The 18,869-nt window shown below is 70.1% G+C and carries 13 protein-coding genes; 7 read left to right on the top strand and 6 right to left on the bottom strand.

Annotated elements, in window-relative coordinates:
- The first annotated feature begins 220 nt into the window (after window positions 1–220).
- Entirely contained in the window at window positions 221–1,237 is a 1,017-nt protein-coding gene (locus RVX_RS01060) for a helix-turn-helix transcriptional regulator (RefSeq protein ID WP_116307062.1), read from the top strand.
- A 129-nt stretch (window positions 1,238–1,366) separates the two neighbouring features.
- On the opposite strand, the gene RVX_RS01065 is transcribed toward RVX_RS01060, so the two are convergent.
- The 3 genes from RVX_RS01065 to RVX_RS01075 form a co-directional block, all read right to left on the bottom strand.
- Window positions 1,367–2,242, bottom strand: a complete 876-nt coding sequence (locus tag RVX_RS01065; RefSeq protein WP_116307060.1) for a MarR family winged helix-turn-helix transcriptional regulator — start codon at window positions 2,240–2,242, stop codon at window positions 1,367–1,369.
- A gap of 183 nt (window positions 2,243–2,425) precedes the next feature.
- Window positions 2,426–3,967, bottom strand: coding sequence for a M14 family metallopeptidase (locus RVX_RS01070; protein WP_116307058.1), 1,542 nt, complete (start codon window positions 3,965–3,967; stop codon window positions 2,426–2,428).
- Window positions 3,964–4,995, bottom strand: a complete 1,032-nt coding sequence (locus tag RVX_RS01075; RefSeq protein ID WP_116307056.1) for a M15 family metallopeptidase — start codon at window positions 4,993–4,995, stop codon at window positions 3,964–3,966. The genes RVX_RS01070 and RVX_RS01075 overlap by 4 nt, the downstream gene beginning before the upstream one ends.
- Window positions 4,996–5,475: 480 nt before the next feature.
- Here RVX_RS01075 and RVX_RS01080 point away from each other — a divergent pair, with 480 nt between their 5' ends.
- The 4 genes from RVX_RS01080 (at window position 5,476) to recR (ending at window position 9,813) form a co-directional block, all read left to right on the top strand.
- Window positions 5,476–6,399: a branched-chain amino acid transaminase gene (locus tag RVX_RS01080; protein ID WP_007525842.1), complete on the top strand. Its 924-nt coding sequence runs from the start codon at window positions 5,476–5,478 to the stop codon at window positions 6,397–6,399.
- A gap of 207 nt (window positions 6,400–6,606) precedes the next feature.
- A complete protein-coding gene (gene dnaX, locus RVX_RS01085) occupies window positions 6,607–8,625 on the top strand; it encodes a DNA polymerase III subunit gamma/tau (RefSeq protein ID WP_172596622.1) in 2,019 nt (672 codons plus the stop codon).
- A gap of 18 nt (window positions 8,626–8,643) precedes the next feature.
- Window positions 8,644–8,955: a YbaB/EbfC family nucleoid-associated protein gene (locus RVX_RS01090; RefSeq protein ID WP_012613379.1), complete on the top strand. Its 312-nt coding sequence runs from the start codon at window positions 8,644–8,646 to the stop codon at window positions 8,953–8,955.
- 252 nt (window positions 8,956–9,207) lie between these two features.
- Window positions 9,208–9,813 (top strand): recombination mediator RecR, encoded by a 606-nt coding sequence (recR, locus tag RVX_RS01095; protein WP_116307052.1) that lies wholly within the window; start codon window positions 9,208–9,210, stop codon window positions 9,811–9,813.
- A 390-nt stretch (window positions 9,814–10,203) separates the two neighbouring features.
- On the opposite strand, the gene RVX_RS01100 is transcribed toward recR, so the two are convergent.
- Window positions 10,204–10,959 (bottom strand): DVU0298 family protein, encoded by a 756-nt coding sequence (locus tag RVX_RS01100; RefSeq protein ID WP_116307050.1) that lies wholly within the window; start codon window positions 10,957–10,959, stop codon window positions 10,204–10,206.
- A 529-nt stretch (window positions 10,960–11,488) separates the two neighbouring features.
- Between RVX_RS01100 and RVX_RS01105 the strand changes: the two genes are divergently transcribed.
- Entirely contained in the window at window positions 11,489–15,100 is a 3,612-nt protein-coding gene (locus tag RVX_RS01105) for an ATP-binding protein (RefSeq protein ID WP_116307813.1), read from the top strand.
- A gap of 57 nt (window positions 15,101–15,157) precedes the next feature.
- Here RVX_RS01105 and RVX_RS01110 read toward each other — a convergent pair whose 3' ends face one another.
- Together RVX_RS01110 and RVX_RS01115 are read right to left on the bottom strand one after the other, a co-directional pair.
- Entirely contained in the window at window positions 15,158–16,576 is a 1,419-nt protein-coding gene (locus tag RVX_RS01110) for a 3-deoxy-D-manno-octulosonic acid transferase (protein ID WP_116307048.1), read from the bottom strand.
- A 63-nt stretch (window positions 16,577–16,639) separates the two neighbouring features.
- Window positions 16,640–17,338: a phosphohydrolase gene (locus RVX_RS01115; protein ID WP_116307046.1), complete on the bottom strand. Its 699-nt coding sequence runs from the start codon at window positions 17,336–17,338 to the stop codon at window positions 16,640–16,642.
- 436 nt (window positions 17,339–17,774) lie between these two features.
- Between RVX_RS01115 and hypD the strand changes: the two genes are divergently transcribed.
- The gene (hypD, locus tag RVX_RS01120) at window positions 17,775–18,866 is read left to right on the top strand and encodes a hydrogenase formation protein HypD (protein ID WP_172596651.1); all 1,092 of its coding nucleotides are present in this window, start codon (window positions 17,775–17,777) and stop codon (window positions 18,864–18,866) included.
- Window positions 18,867–18,869: the final 3 nt, after the last annotated feature.

Consider the following 18,869-nt stretch of genomic DNA (forward strand, 5'->3'; position numbering starts at 1 on the left):
CCGTGGCGGTGCCGCGCTGCGCGGGATGGCTGGGGTAGCGGCGGGGCGGCAATCCGGCCCCATGCGTTGCACCGTTGGCCGAGTGCGGCTACATTGGCCGCCAAGGTGGCGCGGCTTCGAGCCCTGCCGGTAAGGTCTTGGGCCTTGCCGGGCAGGTCTTGTTGGACCGCGCATCGAACTCCCTCCGCTCCCCGTCCGCAAGCCCGCAGGAGGCGCATCCGTGAAGCAGCTGCTTTCCACCCGCGAGGTGGCCAAGGTGCTCGGCGTCAACGAGAAGATGGTCTACAGCCTGATCACCGAAAAGGGCCTTCCGGCCACCAAGGTGACCGGCAAGTGGCTGTTCCCCGCGCATCTGGTGGAACAGTGGCTGGAAAACAACACCGTGAACCATCCGGAGCGCGCGGGCGGGGCGGTGCAGCCGGGCGGCGGCGTGCTGGTGCTGGCGGGCAGCAACGACCTGCTGCTGGACAAGGCCATGGGCCTGTTCGCGGACTTGAACCCCGGCCACATCGCGGCCTTCGCCAACCTGGGCAGCCTGGGCGGCATCCGCGCCATGCGCGAGGGGCTGTGCCACATGGCGGCCAGCCACCTGATGGAGGGCGACCCCGGCGCGGACCACGCGGCGGAGCCCGCCCTTGCGTCTGCTGATACCCGGAGCGAAACACGGGGTGACAACCGGAGCGGCCGGGGCGGCGGCAAAGCCGTCCGCGACTATAATTTCAGCCATGCCCGGCGCGAGTTGGAAGAAGCCCCGGCAGTGGTCAATTTCTGCATCCGCGAGCAGGGCTATCTGGTGGCCCCCGGCAACCCCAGCGCCGTGCGCGACGCGGGCGACATCGTGCGCAAGGGTCTGCGGGTGGTCAACCGGCCGCTGGGCACGGGCACGCGGCTCTTGTTCGACACCGAGCTTGCCCGCGTGGGGGCGGACCCGGCCCGCATTCCCGGCTACGGCATCGAGGTGCGCCGCCATCTGGACGCGGGCATCGAGGTGCTGGCGGGCCGGGCCGCCGCCGCCCCCGGCATCCGTGCCGTGGCGGGGTTGCTGGGTCTGGGCTTCGTGCCGGTGCAGCGCGAGCGGTTCGACCTGCTGGTGCCGCGCGCCCGGTACTTCGACCGGGGGGTGCAGCTGTTTCTGGGCATGCTGGTGGACGCGCGTTTTCGTGCCTTGGCAGACGGCTTCGAGGGGTACGACCTGGCCAAGGCCGGGCGGGTGGTGTTTCCCGGCGACGCGCCCTAGGGGGGACGGGACGCGGCATCGCTGGCGGGGGACGATCTTGCCCCGCGTGGCGAGGGCATGTTCCGCAAAACGCCAAGGGGCACTCCGGCTGTTGCCGGGGTGCCCCTTGTTTTTTGGATATGCGCGAGATTATGCGTCGTGCTCGGCATCCGTCGTGAAAGCGTCAGGCGTGTCGGTGTCGCGGGCAGCGGTGTTGGAAGCTTCGGCTTCCAGCCCCTGGCCGCCGCGCGGACCATGCGGGCCGAACCCGTCGTGGCGTCCCCGGCCGCCCTGTCCGCCTTGCCCGGCCTGCCCGGCCTGCCCGCCATGCCCCCGCCCTCCGTGCCCGCCCCGGCCATGGCCGCAGCGTCCACCGCGCCCCTCTTCCGCATCGGCGCGGGCTTCGGAACCATGCGCCGCGTGGCGGCAGCCCTGGCCGTGCGGGCCGTGCCCGTGGGGACCATGCCCATGGCGTCCGCCGTGCCCGCCTTCAACCTCGGTGTCCTCGCTCCCGCAGCAACCATGACGCCCCCGGCCCCGGCCATGTCCATGACCGCCCGTGCGGCGGCATGCGCCGTCATCGCCTTCCCTGGCCTCCAGCGAGGCGATGAGCTTGTCCAGCAGCCCGGAAAGGGCCGCCTGCTCCTCGTCCGACAGTCCGGCCAGGGTGGCCTCGGCCGCGTCCTTGCGGGCCTGGCGCACCTCGTCCACCATGGCCCGCCCCTTTTCGGTCAGGAACACGGCGCTCATGCGCTGGTCTTCCTCGTGGCGGCGGCGTTCGATGCTGCCGTCGCGCGAGAGCTTGTCCAGCAGTTCGCTGAGCGAGGGGGGCTGCACGCGCAGCAGGGCGGCCAGGTCGCGCGGGCTTTGTCCGTCCTGCTCGGCCAGCAGGGCCAGAACCCGGCCCTGCCCGCGATGCGCGCCGCCGCGCCCCCCGTGTGGGCCGTGCGGGCCGTGGCCCCGGTGCAGCAGGTTCATGCAGTAGTGCAGTTGGTGGAACAGCTTTTCGGTGTTGGAAATATTCATGTGCGTCTCCTTGATTGCTTTTTGTTAGGTGCCTAACAAGCTGGATATAGGCACCCGGCGGGCGAGGTCAAGGAGAATTTGTTAGGTGCCGAAACATTTTTGCGCGGCGCAGGGAATGCACGAAGCCCCCGGCTGTCGCAACCGGGGGCTTCGTGGAGTTCTTCAGGGTGTTGCAGAAAGAGGCTAATACCCCAGCAGGCTTTCCCGCCCGGCCACCGACGGCCGCATGTCGCGCTTGCCGGGCTTGGCCCCACCTTCAAAGCGCACCAGGATCATGCCCGCGAACTTTTCGCCCCGGTACACTTCCACCCGGTAGATGTTGCCGGACTTGTCGATGGAAAAGCGGTTCTGGAAGTCCTTTTTCTTGATGGGCACGTTGCATTCGCTGTCGTCGCGCGCGTCGGGGCGGGCCACCTGCGCGCCGATGGCGTTGACGCGAAAGCCGTCCACGGGGTGCACGGTGAAGGTGTCGCGTACGGTGACCATCCGGCCGAAGGGCACGGTGAGCTTGCGGCCGTCCACGTCCAGCGAGAGCGCGCCGGGGCCGTCGGTGTATTCGCGCCACTCGGGGGTGATGCGCGTCAGCGCCCGGTTGCCGTAGAACACCCGGTAGCCGTCGTCCTCGTCCACCACGGCCAGGATGGGCTTGGTGGCGGTGAAGGAGACCTTTTCGCCCTTCTTGAGCGGGATGTACCCCAGCGATGCGCGCACGTCGTCCAGCGGCAGGTACAGCCGCTGGTCGAAGAAGGCCACGGCCACGTCGCTTTCCAGCGCGGCCAGCACGCCGCGCGGGGTCATGGCGAAGTCGCGCCGAAAGCCCACGCCCATCTGGCGCAGGAACGATTCCAGCACCCGCAGGTGGTAGTAGGCGCGCTGTTCGGTGGAAAAGTCCTTGCTGGCCTCTATGCCGAAGGCGGGCTTGCCGTGGCGGATGGCGAAGAAGGTCAGGGTCTTCTCCATCTCGTGGTCGCCTTCGGCGGTGCGGGTGTTCTTCAGGTGGTATTCGTGCATCGGGCTCAGCAGGCCGCCGTTGGCCTCGCGCACGGCTTTCTGGCCCATGGCGGCAAGGTCTCCGTGGCGTGCGCCGGGCAGGGATGCCTGGTCGATGATCACGCTTTGCCCCCAGCGCATGGGATTGCGCATGGGGCCTTCGTTCTTGGGCCGGTAGAACCCGCTGCCGTCGTGCAGGTTCAGGATGATGTCCACCTGCTTGTCGAGGATGATGTCCTTGATGCGGCAGACGGTGTCGTATTCCGGGTCGTCCTTGCGCAGGGCGGCGAACTTGCGGTTCATGTCGCCGCTGGGGCCGCGCGAGCGCTTGACCATGCTGGGAAAGTTGAGGTTGGGCACCACCCACACCGAGCCATTGGTGATGGCGTAGTGGGTGACCAGCAGCGACGCGGCGGAAAAGCCGCCCGGTTCGTCGCCCTGGATGCCGCCCACCACCAGCACGGTGGGGCCGCTGCCGGTGCCGAGCTTGTACAGGGTGAAGTCCAGTTCGGTGTGGCGGGCCGGGGCCTTGGCGAGATCGGCGGCAGTGCTGACGGCGGGCACGGGGCTGGCCGAGGCCACGGCCTGCGTCGTGGCGGGCCGCTTGGCCTGGGCGGGTGAAGTCGCCAGCGCGGGCGCGGCATGCAGGCAGAGCAGCGCGGCAAGACAGTACAGCCAGGGGCGGACGCCGTGGCGGTGCGCGGTGGAGCGCGGTGCGGTGCGGTGCGTCATCATGCGGTGGCGACCTTGATGTGCCAGGGCTCGAAGCGGACCCCCAGCATGTTGTCCTGCGGGTAGCGCAGGGTGATGTAGCCCAGTTCCTCCAGCCGCGCGAACACCGGCGTGGTGGTGAATGCCGAGGTGAAGTTGCGCGCGCCGTAGCCGCGCTGCCCCACGTCGAAGTCGCCTATGCCGTGGAACGAATACCCCGGCGGGGCCAGCGAGCGCGAGGCCAGCGACAGGTTGCCGCCGTTGGTGGCGGCCTTGGTGAGAAACAGGTGGAACTGCTTCATGATGCCGCGCACGCCGGATGTCAGCACCACGTCCTCGCCCAACAGGCGGCGGATGGTTTCCCAGGTGGCGCGCGACTCGCCCTGGTAGACGTAGTTGCCCATGCCCGGCACCTTGTACACCTCGCGGGCGGGGATGGTGGCCGTCAGCGAGTTCAGCGGCTTCATGCCCATGAACCCGTAGGCGGATGCGTCGGCGTGGAAGAGTTCGTCGATGAGGGCCAGTTCCTGCGGGCTGAAGGCCCCCACGGCCGGGTAGCCGCGCGCGATGCGCACCGCCTCGTCGAAACCGAGCAGGTAGAAGAAGCCGTGCCCCACGGTGCGTTCCAGTCGGCCCAGCCTGTCGGTGGCGGCGCGCAGTGCGGGCATGCGCTGCGGCGGCAGAAGGATGTCGCTGGCGTGGGGACTGTCGAACCGGCGCATCTTGGAAAGGTAGTCGCGCAAGGCGGCGTCGAGGTTCGGCGAGGTATCGGCGTCGTCGGCCACCGGCATTTGCTGGGCGGCCAGGTCGTCGTCGAGGGGGGGGCTGGAACCTTTGGCGCCGGGCACGGGCTGGCCGGACGGGGCATGGGAAGGCCCGGCGCCCGATGCGCCCGATGCGCCCGATGCGATTGGCGGGGACGTGGCGGACCCCAGGGGGCCGCCGCCGCGCCGCAGGGCGGGGCGTACGGTTGGCCCGGCAAGGGCGGAACCCATGGCGGCCAGGTGCAGCGCACACGCGCACGCGGCGATGAGAAACCGTCGTCTGTTCATGTGCCCGTTGCGTATCCCCGAAAGTATGTCCCCGATGCCCAAGGCATAACGCGGCGTTGTCCCGGCGCGGCATGGCCGTCCGGTGGCTTTGGCGACTGCGGCGTCTTCGGCGGGCGCAGTCCGGTTTGGTCCGGTCCCCTCCGGTCTGCGGCGGCCCGCACCGGGGGAACCGTATCCGAAAAACGGGCGGAACTCAAAGGGCGGGCGTGGTCCCGTGCGCGCCGGACGCACGGCGGCCGTCATGCCGGAACCTTTCATCCGCTCCCCGTCCTCCTGCCCCGCCGCGTCTTGACCTTGCCGGGTGGCTTGATTAGCGTGGCACGTCTTCACTCCACGCGGCGCGCCGGGGGCCCGGCGCGCGAGAACCGTCACCACCAAGGCGCGGCCGTGCCGCCAACGCTGGCCGCAACGCGCCCGCCAGCGCGGCCCGCCAACATGCCCTGACACACGCGGGGCGCATCATTCCGAGAGGTAGGAACAATGGTCCAGAAAGCGGAAACCATCTGGTTTGACGGCAAGCAGGTGCCCTGGGACGAAGCCAACGTGCACGTGCTCACCCACACCCTGCATTACGGCGTGGGCGTGTTCGAGGGCATTCGTGCGTACAAGTGCGCCGACGGCGGGTCCGCCGTGTTCCGCCTGCGCGAGCACATGCAGCGCCTGCTGAACTCGGCCAAGATCCTGCGCATGGTCATTCCCTACACCGTCGACCAACTCGTGGACGCCGTGGAAGAAACCCTGAAGCGCAACAAGCTGGCCGAAGGCTACATCCGCCCCCTGTCGTTCGTGGGCGCGGGGGCCATGGGCGTGTACCCCGGCGACAACCCGGTGCAGACCATCATCGCCACCTGGCCGTGGGGCGCCTATCTTGGCGCAGAGGCGCTGGAACACGGCATCCGCGTCAAGACCAGCTCGTTCTGCCGCCACCACGTCAACGCCATGATGACCAAGGCCAAGGCCTGCGGCAACTACGTGAACTCGGTGCTGGCCAAGATGGAGGCCAAGGCCGACGGCTACGATGAAGGCCTGATGCTGGACACCCAGGGCTATGTTTCCGAGGCCACGGGCGAAAACATCTTCATCGTGCGCGGCAAGCTCATCAAGACCACCCCGCTCACCTCGGTGCTTGACGGCATCACCCGCAACAGCCTGATCACCCTGGCCCGCGAACTGGGCTACGAAGTGGTGGAACAGCAGTTCACCCGCGACGAACTGTACATCGCCGACGAGGCGTTCTTCTGCGGCACCGCCGCCGAACTGACGCCCATCCGCGAGGTGGACCTGCGCGTCATCGGCCAGGGCACCGCCGGTCCGGTGACCAAGCACCTGCAGGGCGAGTACTTCAAGGCCGTGAAGGGTGAAAACCCGGCCTACGCCCACTGGCTGCACCGCTATACCATCTAGGGTCCGTCCGTGTATGATCGCCGCACGCCGGGCACCCGTCCCGGCGTGCGGCGTGCGTTACGGCCCCAGCTAGCCCGGAAAACCTGGAATCGCCCGTAGCGCACCGCGTTTACTGCCCCACGGCACGCACCAACCCGCGCCCCGTCCGGCGTCCCGTCCTTCCGCGCGAAGGCGGGCGGGACAGGTGGCGCAGCAGGCCCGCACTTCATGAGCAACGCCCCCCTCACCGCCAGATACCGCCCGCAGACCTTCGCCGAGGTAGCCGGGCAGGAGACGGTAAAGGCCATCCTTTCCCGCGCCGCGGCGGAAGACCGCGTGGCCCCCGCCTACCTGTTCAGCGGCACGCGCGGGGTGGGCAAGACCACCATCGCCCGCATCCTGGCCAAGGCGCTGAACTGCGAAAAGGCCCCCACGGCCGAGCCGTGCAACACCTGCGAGCAGTGCCGCAAGGTGGTCATGGGCAACCACGTGGACGTGGTGGAAATCGACGGCGCGTCCAACCGGGGCATCGAGGACGCCCGCCGCCTGCGCGAGGCCATCGGCTACGCGCCCATGGAGGGCCGCTACAAGGTCTTCATCATCGACGAAGCCCACATGCTGACGCGCGAGGCGTTCAACGCCCTGCTGAAGACGCTGGAGGAACCCCCGCCGCGCGTCACCTTCGTGCTGGCCACCACCGAGCCGCACAAATTTCCCGTGACCATCGTCAGCCGCTGCCAGCACTTCACCTTCAAGCGGCTGCCCGAGAACGAGCTGGAAGCCCACCTGACCGGCGTGCTGACCCGCGAGGGGCAGGACTTCGACCCGGCGGCCGTGCGGCTTATCGCGCGGCGTGCCGCTGGCAGCGTGCGCGATTCCATGTCGCTGCTGGGCCAGGTGCTGGCCCTTGGCGGCGAGCGCCTGACCGTGGAGGGCGCGCGCGGCGTGCTGGGCCTGGCCGGGCAGGAACTGTTCTTCGAAGTGATGCAGGCTCTGGCCTCGCAGGATTGCGTGGCGGTGTCCGCCGTGGTGCGCGACCTTCTGGACAAGGGCGTGGACATCGGGTTCTTTCTGCGCGAGCTGGCCTCCACCTGGCGCAACCTGTTCATGCTGCGCCAGGCGGGCGAGGCCGCCCTGCCCGCGCTGGACCTGCCGGAAGAAGAGGCCCGCCAGTGGCTGGAATGGGCCCCGAAGTTCGAGATTTCGCACATCCACGCCTGCTGGCAGATGACCCTGGAAGGCCAGCGCCGCGTGCTGACCAGCCTGGAACCGGCCATGGCGCTGGAGCTCTTGCTGTTGAACCTGGCCCTGTTGCCGCGCCTTGTCTCGCTGGAACAGCTGTCGCGCGGCGGCGGGGCTGGCCCCGCTGGCGGGCGCGGCGTGCCCGGCGGGAGCGGAGGGGCTGGCGGGCAGCCCGGCGGCGCCGGTGGCTACGGCTCCATGCCGCCCCGGCAGGCTGGCGGCCAGGGCGGCCCCGGCGGGTATGGCGCCCAGTCCGCCCAGTCCGGCCAGTCCGGCCAGTCCCCCCAATTTGGCCAATCCGCTCAAGCTGGCGAATCGTTCCCGCAGGCCCAACCCCCGCAGGGGAGGTATCCCGGTCCCGGGCAGGCGCGGCCCCAGGCTGCGTCGTCGGCGTCGGCGTCGTCCGCATCCTCCGCAGTCGGCACGGCCTTCGGCTCGGGCGGCTTTCCCCGTTCGGAGCGTTCCGCGCCCGTGGCGGATGCCGGGCCCGCGCGCGGCGGTGCAGACACCTCGCTGCCGTGGGACGACGTGCCATATCCCGCGCCGGGCGCTGCGGCCGCCACCCCGGTGGCGGAGCCTGTGCCGGTCCCCCAGGGTCCGCAGGATGCGCCGCAGGACGGGGCCTTTCCCGTTGCGGGCGGCACCGGCACCTGGGACGGCTTCGTGCAGTATTGCGCGGAGCGCAGCAACGGCGGCAACGGGCTGTCCGTGCTGGGGCAGGCGCGCGGCCGCATGGCCGCTGGCCGCCTGACCGTGGAGACGCGGTACCGCACCCAGTACGAGCACCTGTGTTCAGCCAACAACCACAATGCCCTTGCGGAATACGCCCGCGCCTACTTCGGCGCGGGGACCACGGTGGAGGTGCTGCCCCCCGCCACCCGCATCAAGACCCCCTCGGAACTGCGCGCCGAGGCCGAACGGCATCCCGCCGTGGGCCTGCTGCGCGAACAGTTCGGGGCCACCATGCTGTCCTGCAGGCCGCTGGCCGACGGGCAGCCCCAATAGAACCATCCGGAGGAATCCATGCGCGGTATGAACGACCTCCTGCGCCAGGCGCAGGTCATGCAGACCAAGATGAGCAAGCTCCAGGCCGAAATGGCCGACCGCACCCTTGAAGCCACCAGCGGCGGCGGTATGGTCAAGGTCACCGTTTCCGGCAAGCAGGAAGTGAAGGCCATCGTCATCGACCCCAAGGCCGTGGACCCCAATGACGTGGAAATGCTCCAGGACCTGGTGCTGACCGCCGTCAACGAAGGGCTGCGCCAGGCCAAGGACATGATGGAGAAGGAGATGGGGGCGCTCACGGGCGGCCTCAAGATGCCCGGCCTCTTCTAGGAGACGCCGCCACATGGGGGCTTTTGCCCTCTGCCTGCGTCAGAACGCCTTTTTGCTCCGGTCGAGTACGATAAGAGTACACTCCCTTCACAAAAAGGCGTTCTTCCTTGGCAGAGAACAAAATCCCCTCTTGTGGCGACGCCTCCTGCGGCGTCCCCTGCGCATTCTGTCGCGCGGGGAAACTACGCCACACCATCACTCCCTTCGTCTGACAGATTCGGATTGATTTTTGGACCACAACCCGGAGTGTCCGTGCAGCGACTGCCCGAACCGTTGAAGGCGCTGGTGGAGCAGCTCTCCCGGCTGCCCGGCCTTGGCCCCAAGTCGGCCCTGCGCCTTGCCATGACCCTGCTGAAGTGGCCCGCCAGCGAAACCCGCCGGTTGGGCCGCGCCGTGCATGACCTGCGCGACAACCTTCACCTGTGCGGGCGCTGCGGCGCGCTGACCGACGTGGACCCCTGCGGCATCTGCACCGACCCGGCCCGCAGCGGGGAGACGCTGTGTCTGGTGTCGGAGTGGGATTCCCTGCTCACCCTGGAAGAGGGCGGCTTCTACAAGGGCCACTACCTCATCCTGGGCGGCCTGCTGGCCCCGCTGGACAACCTGCACGCCGATTCACTGGAACTGGAGCGGCTGACCAGGCGGCTGGCAGAGGGCAACGTGCGCGAGGTGGTCATGGCCCTTGGCACCACCGTGGAGGCGGAAAACACCGCCACCTACATTCGCAACATGATCGCCCGGCAATACCCGCAGGTGCGCGTGACCCGGCTGGCCCAGGGCATTCCGCTGGGGTCCGAGGTCAAGTTCATGGACCGGGAGACGCTCAGGCAGTCGATGCAGTACCGCCAGGATCTCTAGGCTCGAAAAGAGGATTTTTGCCCCCCGGCGTCGTCAGGCTCGCTCCGTGCGCGGGTCGAGTATGCCTGAATACACTCCCCACGCTCGGAACTCGCCTTCCTTGCCGGGGAACAAAAATCCTCTTTTCGAGCGGCTTCCGCCCTTGTCGCGAGCAAAGGCGGAAAGAATTGAAGTTCGCAAAAATATCCCGCCCGTCTTCGCAGTGAAGGCGGGCGGGGTTTGTTTTGTACGCGGTGTGGACGTTGTGGGAGCGCTTGGCCTTGTTCGGGGTGGCCGTCAATCAAGGGGGTCCGGGGGAAGATGTTCCCCCGGCGGGGTACGGGGCGGGGCCCCGTTTCCCATTTGTCGCGGTCTTGCCCGGCGGCAGCCGTCTACAATTGCCGTGCGGGCCTACGCCGCCGTGCCCTTGGCGTCGGCGTCGGGCGTGGCGTTGCCCGTGGGCGGCAGACACTGGGTTTCGATGCGCTGTGCGGCGCACTGGGCCAGTTCGCCCACGGTGCACAGCAGCACGCGTCCGCGTTCGAAGTGTTCCACCGGGGCGTCGCAGGTGCGCAGTTCACGCAGTGCGGGCAGCGCCCCGGGCGCGGCCAGCACGCCGAGCGACCAGGCCGCCGTGCCGCGCGCGGGCAGGTCGCAGTCGGCAAGGCCCGCCAGCAGGGCGGGCACGGCGGTTTCGACAAAGCCGGGCAGGTGGGGCCGTTCCTGGGCCAGGCGGCCGATGGCCCAGTACACGCCGCGCCGCAGGGGGGCGTGGTCGCAGTAGTTGTCGTCCTTGCCCGTCTCGCGCACGTACGAGACGAGGATGCGGTGGTATTCGTCGGCCAGGCGGGGGTGGCAGGCCAGTATTTCGCCGAAGGCCTCGGGGATGCCCCAGCCGATGTTGCCTGATTCCTCGTTCATGTGCCACATCAGGCGGCGCATGATGATGCGGGCGTCTTCCATGTTGGCGTCGGCGATGCGCGCCACCACCCGGCCCAGGGCCACCACGGCGCGCCATTTGGCCTCGCCGCCCAGCAGCAGGAACGACAGCAGCGGGCCCACGGCCCCCTTGCCGGGCAGGGCCACGATGTCGTCCAGGTGTTTTTCCCACTCGGCGGAAGCGAGCAGCGCGCGCAGTTGGGTCTTCAGCGATCTGAAGCGGGGCATGCTCTCCTCCTTTCCCGTTTCGTGGTGGGCGACGGCTTCGCCCACCCATGCAGCGTTCACCATAACAAGGTGAGCGCATGATGCAACCCCGGGTTGCCGTCCCCGGCCGGGCGCGTTCCTTTCCTTGCCGACGCGGCGGCTCCAGGCCCGCCCCCCGCGCGTGGCTGCGGGTTTCGCCTCGTTGCGCGGCCCGTGGCGATTGGCTATGCTGCACGCCTGTCTGCTTCCCGGCGGCAACGCCGCCCCCAAAGACGCCGAGACGCCGCCCGAGGCTCCGCATGTCCAGCGCCGCAGCCCACCACGCCATCCCCGTCGCGCAGCGCGCGCGCCGGGTGGCGTCCCGTGGCGGCGGGGGGGCATGCCCGTGGCGCGTGCATCCCGCCCCGGCCTGGTCCGATGGAGCGAAGTCCGGGATTCCGTCCGGACGCTTTCCGTTCGGGCGCGCGCCGTCCGGCTCGCCCCGCGTGTCCTGCCTGCCCGGCGCGGCGCGCATCCTTCCCTCCCGTTCCCCTTCCTTTTTCGTTTGGTCATGATCGGTCGACTGCGCACCGCCCTTGCGCGCTGCCTGGCGTGTTTTCCCCTGCGGCATCTGCTGTCGCGCGCGGCGCCGCCCACGCCGGGTCTGCGCCTGCGCCTGGTGGGGTGGTGCTTTCTGGTCTGCCTGTTGCCGCTCGGCATCGTCAGCGCGGTGTTCGTGCAGGTGACCACGGTGCAGACCGACAGTTACCTGCATGCACAGGGCCGCACCTTGGTGGACGCGGCCTCTTTGCAGCTCACCCGCCTGTCGCGCACGGCAGATGCCCTGGCGCGGGTGGTGGCCGGGCTGCGCGCCGAATACGACGGCGACATGCCCGGCCTGCGCCAGCGGCTGTCCGAGTTGCACGGCCTGTGGCCGCGCGCCTGCATCGAGGTGTTCGATATGGGGGCCGAACCCGTGGTGCGGTTGCTGCCCGCCGGGGGGCCGCCGGACGGCGTGACGCTGGATGGGGCGTTGGTGGTGCGGCAGGCCCTGCGGGGGCTGTCGCGGCGCGACGTGTTCCGTTCCGCGGACGGGCTGGCCATCAAGGCGGTGGTGCCGGTCATCGTGTCCCAGGGGGACAGGGGCAGCGCCGGGGCGGAACGCAACCGCCCGTCGCCGCTGCCCGCGCCCATGGGCCCGGCCGCGCTGCCGGAATCGTCCATGTCCACCGTGCCCCAGATGTCGCAACTGTCGCCGATGGCCACCTTCGCGCCGTTTGCCCCCTTGGCGTCGGACGTGGAGGACATGGCCGGGCGGGTGGACATGGAGGGACTGGCGTCACGCCAGCAGGGGCGCATCGTGGGGGCGGCGGTGGTGTCGTTTCCCATGAACAGGGAGCTGTTGCGCGGGCTGGGCGACGCCGTGCGCGCCGACGTGGCGGTGTTCGACCTGGGCGGTCAACGGCCGCGCGGCACGCTGTTTCCAGGCGACGGCACGGCCGACGTGGCCGATTGGCCGGATCGGCCCGATCTTGCCCAGGGGCTGGGCCAGAGTATGGGCCAGGGCGCGTCGCCGGTACCCCGGTGGGGGGGGGCGGGGCCGGGCCGGGGAGGTGCAGGGACGTCGTTTTTCCCCATCGGGTGGCCGGGCGGGCGGTCCGGGGCGTCCGGCCTGTTGCCGGGCGGTACCGGCCAGGGGGCGGAACTGCCGTTCCTGCAACGCTACGAACAGGTGGCGGGCAGGCCGTACCTGGTCAGCTACCAGCCCCTGCCGGGCGGCAGCGGCATTCCGGCCGGGGCGCTGGCGGTGTTCGTGGACGTGGAGCCGCAGCGCTCGCGGTTGCGCACCGCCGTGGAATACACCCTGCTGGCGGCGGCGGTGGCCCTGGGGCTGTCCATTTGCACGGGGTTTCTCATCGCCGACCGGGTAGTGCGGCCGCTGCACGAACTGCTGCACGCCCTGCGCCGCATTTCGCTCGGCAACTACAGCGAGCGCCTGCCTCCGGCGGGCATGGCCGAAATCGGCCAGTTGGCCCAGGCCGTGAACCACATGGCCTCCACGCTGGAGGAAAACCGCACCAGCCTGCTGGGTGCGTTGCAGGAAAAGGTGGAGTCCGGCGAACGCCTGGCCCGCGCCAACCGCGAACTGGAACTGCTGAACTGGGAACTGACCCGCGCCCAGGCCAACTACCGGCGCATTTTCGAAGAATCGGCCCAGGGCATCTACCAGTCCACGCCGCAGGGGCGCTTTCTGCGGGTGAACCCGGCCATGGCGCGCATGTTCGGCTATTCCTCGCCTTACGAGATGGTATCGTCGGTGACGGACATCGGCGAACAGCTCTACGTGCGCCCCGGCGAGCGCGAGGAACTGCTGCGCCGCCTGCGCCACGAGGGACGGGTGTCGGTGGAGACCTGCCTGCGCAGGCGCGACGCCAGCGTGGTGTACGTGGCGGTGACCGCGCGCGCGGTCACCGGCGAGACCGGTGAGCAGTTGTACTTGGAAGGGGCGGTGCACGACATCACCGAGCGCGTGGAGCGCCACCGCGCCGAGCGTGAACGCGAGGCCGCCGAGGCGGCCAGCCGGGCCAAGACGCAGTTGCTGGCCCGCATGAGCCACGAGGTGCGCACCCCCCTCAACGCCCTGCTGGGCATGGCCGACGTGCTGGATCGCACGCCGCTGGCCCCGGAGCAGCGCGGCTACCTCGACGTGCTGCGCAATTCCGGGCATTCGCTGCTGGCGCTTCTGAACGACGTGCTGGACTTTTCCCGCCTGGAGGCGGGGCGGGTGGTGCCGGAACGGGTGGGCTTTCGGCTGGGCGAACTCATGGAGCAGGTCTGCCGCCAGATGGAGCCCGCCGCAGGGGTGGACGGATCAGGCGGGCGCGACCTGCGCCTGAACTGGGCCGTGCTGCCCGGCGTGCCGGATGCGCTGGTGGGCGACCCGCTGCGGCTGCGGCAGATTCTCGGCAACTTGGTGTCCAACGCGGTAAAGTTCACCCCCGCAGGGCGGGTGATGGTGCTGGCCCAGCCCGCCGACGGCAACGTGCCGGGCCGCGACGGCCCGCTTTCGCCAGACGGGTGCGGACCGGACGGGTGCGGTGAGCCTGCTGTCGGTGCGGTCTGCGGCGATGCGGCATGTCGTGCGCCGCAGGGGCGGAAGGTGGCGGTGCTGTTTTCCGTGGCGGACACGGGCATCGGCATTCCGCCGGAACACCAGGAAGTGGTGTTCGAAAGCTTCATGCAGGCGGATTCGTCCATCACCCGGCAGTATGGCGGCACCGGCCTTGGGCTGTCCATCTGCCGGGCACTGGTGGAGATGCTGGGCGGGGCCATCTGGCTGGAAAGCGCCCCCGGCCGGGGCACCACCGTGTATTTCACCCTGCCCATGCAACCCGCGCAAGAGGCGGCGTGCGGGAACGCCGCCGGCGTTGCCGGGGATGCGGAAACGGCGGGCGCGGCGGGTGCGGACGGCGGCGGGGCAACCGATGGACGCGGCGCCCCCGCGCGGGCGGGCGTGCCCGACATTGCGGGCGATGCGCCGGATGGTCGGGCAGACGTTCGGCCGGACGCGCGGGCGGACATTCGTGAAGACGTGCGGGCGGATGCCCCCGATGCCGGGGGGAGCGGGGAATGCTCCCCTGCGGCGCGGCCCCTGTCCGTGCTGCTGGTGGAAGACAGCCCCAGCAACCGGCTGCTCTTTTCGCTGTACCTGCGCGGGCGGCCCTGCGCCATCACCGAGGCCCACAACGGCGAAGAGGGCGTGGCCGCCTATGCCGCCGGGCGGTTCGACCTGGTGTTCATGGACATCGAAATGCCGGTGATGGACGGCTACCGGGCCACGCGGGCCATCCGCGCCCTGGATCGCGAGCGGGGGCTGCCGCCCGTGCCGGTCATCGCCCTGACGGCGCATGTGGTGGGCGAATTCCGCGACGATTGCGCGGCGGCGGGCTGCACCAGTTTTCTGGCCAAGCCCTTCTCGCGCGGCGAACTGCTGCGCTGCATGGCCCTGTATGGGCCGGATGGCGAAAGGAATGGCGAGGCCGCCTTCGCCGGTGCTGCTGGCAGGCCCGCCGGAGATGGCGGTGCGGCCGGGCCTGATGGACTGGACAGGGGGGATGATGCCGAAGCCGCCGAGGCCGCCACAACCGGCGACGGCGGGGCGCACGAAGGACGCGCGACCTGATGGGGAGCGGGCGGACGCCCGATCCCACGGGAAAGGCTCCGGTCTTCGGGGGCGCTTCTAGCCCAGCCCGGCCACGGACAGCACCAGATCCGCCGCCATGCGGCCGCCGCCCCGGCGGGGGGCCATCCATTCCTCGAAGCGGCGGCACACCCCGTCACGCTGCAGGGGGGTGCGCAGCTGTTGCAGCAGGGCCTCGGCCAGCGCGTCGCCGTCGGCCACCTCCGTCAGCAGCCCTGCTTCGGCCAGGCCGCCGCCCACCCACGCGAAGTTTTCCCGCGACGGCCCCACGCAGGGCGCCACGCCGTGCGTCAGGGGTTCCAGAAAGTTCTGGCCGCCCAGCCGCGCCAGCGAACCGCCCACGAACACGGCGGTGGCGCTGGCGTACAGCGCGGCAAGCTCGCCGAACACGTCCCATACCAGCACCATGCCCCGCGCGGCAGGCTCGCCGCCGGGCGCTCCCGTGCGCCGCGAGCGCAGTTCCCACGGCAGACCGGCCTGTTCCAGCGCGTTCACCCAGGCGGGCACGCGGTGCATGTGGCGGGGGGCCACGGCGATGTCCGCGTCGGGCCGCTCCTGCAAGAGGCGCTGGATGACCGGCAGCAGGGCGGTTTCCTCTTCCTCGCGCACCGAGCCCAGCACCACCAGCGGGGCGGACGGACGCAGCACCGTGCCGGGTAGGGTCGGGGCCGGGGTGGGAGAGGGCGCGGGCGACGTCTGGGGTGACGCTTGGGGCGACGGTTGCCCGGCAGGCGGGGGCACGGCCCGGTCGAACTTGATGTTGGGCATGATCGAGGTCAGGTCGTGCCCGAACAGCAGGCCGAAGCGCTGGGCGTCGTCGGGCGAGATGGCGGCGATGCGCGCCGGGGCCATGGACCGCCAGAAGTCCGGCGTGAGCAGGTACCCGGCCAGGGTGCGCGGGGTCATGCGGCCGTTGACCACGGCCACGGGAATGGACCGCGCGGCGCAGGCGGACAGCAGGCCGGGCCACAGTTCCGTTTCCAGCAGGGCCACGGCGCAGGGCCGGGCCTGGTCCAACGCCCGGCGCATCAGGTGCGGTTCGTCAAAGGGAAAGTAGCGCACCTGCACGTGCAGCCCCGGCCGATGCTCCGCGGCCCAGTCCCGGGCCTTTTCCAGCACGTCCACCCCCTGCCGGGTGCACGAGGTGAGCAGCACGGACAGCTTTCCGTCAGCGGCAAAGGGCGGGCAGGACCGGGAGCAATCCCCGGCGGCCGGTTCGTTGTCGGCGACAGCGGCAAGGCCGCCGTCCAGATGGCGCAGCAGTTCCCACGCCAGGTACGCCTCGCCGCCCGAGGCCGCCTGCACCCACAGGTGGGCCTCCTGGGTCCAGCCATCGGGCGCCAGACGCTGGTCGTAGCCTTCGGCCAGGCGGGCGTTGCGGCGCAGCAGGGGGCGCGCCATGCGCCACACGCCGCCGTAGACGGCCAGCAGCGCCGCGTGCAGATGGTCGGGCTTCATGCGGGAACCTTTTTGCGGAACAGGAAGAAAGAGGTGTTCGGGGAGGGCGCGTTCAGCCCGCGCTCAGTCCGCGTTGACGGCCAGTTCGCCGTCGCGCGGCGCGGCGTGGTGCAGGGCAATGCCCAGCCGCTCGGACAGGGCGCGTTCGATGTCCACGGCCTGCTCGTGCGATTCGCGGATGCGTTCGCGGACGCGCTCGGTGCGCCCGTACCGCTCGACGAGGTCGTCGAAGCGTTCCTCCAGCGTCACCAGCCGGTCGTGCTTCACGCGCTTGTCGGCGTAGATGATGATCAGCGGCAGGAACCATTCGGTCACGGTCACGTCCACCCTCCACGGCCAGTGCACGTGGTGCATCACCCCCTGGGCGATGTGCGGGTTGCCCGTCTCGTGCAGGGTCCACGCGCCGCCGAGCTGGGCGTGGTTGCCCCCGTGGCGGATGGTGTAGTCCTTGGCGATGTCGTGCAGCAGGGCGCTGGCCAGCACCGAAGGCAGGTGCAGGTCCGCCCCGCCACTGCTGGCCAGGGCCGCGCGGGCCAGCGCCATGGCCATTTCGGCCACCATGCTGCTGTGCGCGCGGATATGGTCGGGCATGGCGTAGCGGTCCCACAGGGCGTGGCAGGCGGCCACGTCGGGCACGGGCCAGGCGTGCGAGGGCGCGAAGCTGATCGGCGGCAGGTCGTCCACGGTCATGCAGCGGCGCGCCGCCGCCTCGCGCGGGGTTTCCGCGTCGCCCGTGAAGGACATTTCCACGGTGGCGGTCATGCAGTCTCCTCTGGCGGGGCGCGGGCGGGGCGGACCGCAGGATGCCGGTCCCGTGCGATGCGCCGCGCGTCGCCATACCCACAACCATAACCACTGGCCGGGCAAAAGGCAAAGCGCGGGCCGTCATGCTTTTCCGGGTGTCGGCGGGCGCTTCCGCCGCCGGACGTGGCCCCGTCTCGTTGACAGCAGCCCTTGGCACGGCGTAGCACCATCGGGACACGGTGCGGAGGGCATGGGGTTGCCCGCGCGAAACCGTGCGGGCGGCGGGCCATGCCCCAGGGGCGGTTCCGCCGTCGTGTCGCGCCGCTCCGGCATGCAGTGTCCGGCGGCGCATCATCGTCCGGCGGGCGGCCCGCAGGGTCCGGCCCACAGCGGCCATCCGGAACCATCCGGGTTCACCGCCGACGCATCGAGAGGCAGGAAGACCAACGTGAGCGTGAATTTCTCCACGGCCTTCAAGGACCCGGACCTTTCCCGCAGCCTCGTCGAGCGGCTGCACCGTGAACTGGACCGCCCCCTGCGCTTCATGGAAGTGTGCGGCACCCACACCGTGGCCATCTTTCAGAGCGGCATGCGCCCGCTGCTGCCTGCCGGGGTGAAGCACCTGTCCGGCCCCGGCTGCCCGGTGTGCGTGACCCACGAAAGCGAGGTGGCCGCCTACCTGCAACTGGCCGAAAAGCCCGGCGTGATCATCGCCACCTTCGGCGACCTGATGCGCGTGCCCGGCCCCGGCGGGGCCAACCTGAAGCTGGCGCAGGCCCAGGGCGCGCGGGTGGAGATCGTCTATTCCGCCCATGACGCGCTGAAGCTGGCCGCCGACAACCCCGGCGACACCGTGGTCTTTCTCGGCATCGGGTTCGAGACCACCGCCCCCACCGTGGCCGCCACCGTGCTCATGGCGCGCGAGCAGGGGCTGAAGAATTTCTGCGTGCTCTCGTTCCACAAGCTGGTGCCGCCCGCGCTGCGCGCCCTGCTGGCCGACCCGGACTGCGCCGTGGACGCCTTTCTGCTGCCGGGGCACGTGTCCACCATTCTCGGCGTGGAGCCCTACCGCTTCGTGGCCGACGAATTCCACACCCCCGGCATCATCGCCGGGTTCGACCCCGTGGACATCCTGCAGGCCCTCTTGATCATGGTGGAGCAGCGCAAGTCGGGCCAGTTCGCCATCGTCAATTCCTACCGCCGGGCCGTGGACGACGCGGGCAACCCCCGCGCGCGCGAGATTCTGGATACGGTGTTCCAGCCTGCGGACGCCCTGTGGCGCGGCATCGGGTGCATTCCCGGCAGCGGGCTGGTGTTCCGGCCCGAATTCGCGCAGTTCGACGCCATGGCCCGCCTGGGGCTGACGCTGCCCGAGGCCAAGCCCATCGCGGGCTGCAAGTGCGGCGACGTGCTGAAGGGCAAGATGCAGCCCAGCGACTGTCCGCTCTTCGCCAAGGCCTGCACGCCCGCCAAACCCGTGGGGCCGTGCATGGTTTCCACCGAGGGCAGCTGCGCCGCCTACTTCAAGTATCACGTGGAGGCATGACCG

Origin of the sequence: Nitratidesulfovibrio sp. HK-II (assembly GCF_003402415.2) — a bacterium.
GTDB lineage: Bacteria > Desulfobacterota > Desulfovibrionia > Desulfovibrionales > Desulfovibrionaceae > Cupidesulfovibrio.

Bases quoted from the DNA above. Each gene is read 5' to 3' on its own strand.
- RVX_RS01065 (WP_116307060.1), bottom strand. From the start codon at position 2,242: ATGAATATTTCCAACACCGAAAAGCTGTTCCACCAACTGCACTACTGC.
- RVX_RS01070 (WP_116307058.1), bottom strand. From the start codon at position 3,967: ATGATGACGCACCGCACCGCACCGCGCTCCACCGCGCACCGCCACGGC.
- RVX_RS01075 (WP_116307056.1), bottom strand. From the start codon at position 4,995: ATGAACAGACGACGGTTTCTCATCGCCGCGTGCGCGTGTGCGCTGCAC.
- RVX_RS01080 (WP_007525842.1), top strand. From the start codon at position 5,476: ATGGTCCAGAAAGCGGAAACCATCTGGTTTGACGGCAAGCAGGTGCCC.
- dnaX (WP_172596622.1), top strand. From the start codon at position 6,607: ATGAGCAACGCCCCCCTCACCGCCAGATACCGCCCGCAGACCTTCGCC.
- RVX_RS01090 (WP_012613379.1), top strand. From the start codon at position 8,644: ATGCGCGGTATGAACGACCTCCTGCGCCAGGCGCAGGTCATGCAGACC.
- RVX_RS01100 (WP_116307050.1), bottom strand. From the start codon at position 10,959: ATGCCCCGCTTCAGATCGCTGAAGACCCAACTGCGCGCGCTGCTCGCT.
- RVX_RS01105 (WP_116307813.1), top strand. From the start codon at position 11,489: ATGATCGGTCGACTGCGCACCGCCCTTGCGCGCTGCCTGGCGTGTTTT.
- RVX_RS01110 (WP_116307048.1), bottom strand. From the start codon at position 16,576: ATGAAGCCCGACCATCTGCACGCGGCGCTGCTGGCCGTCTACGGCGGC.
- RVX_RS01115 (WP_116307046.1), bottom strand. From the start codon at position 17,338: ATGACCGCCACCGTGGAAATGTCCTTCACGGGCGACGCGGAAACCCCG.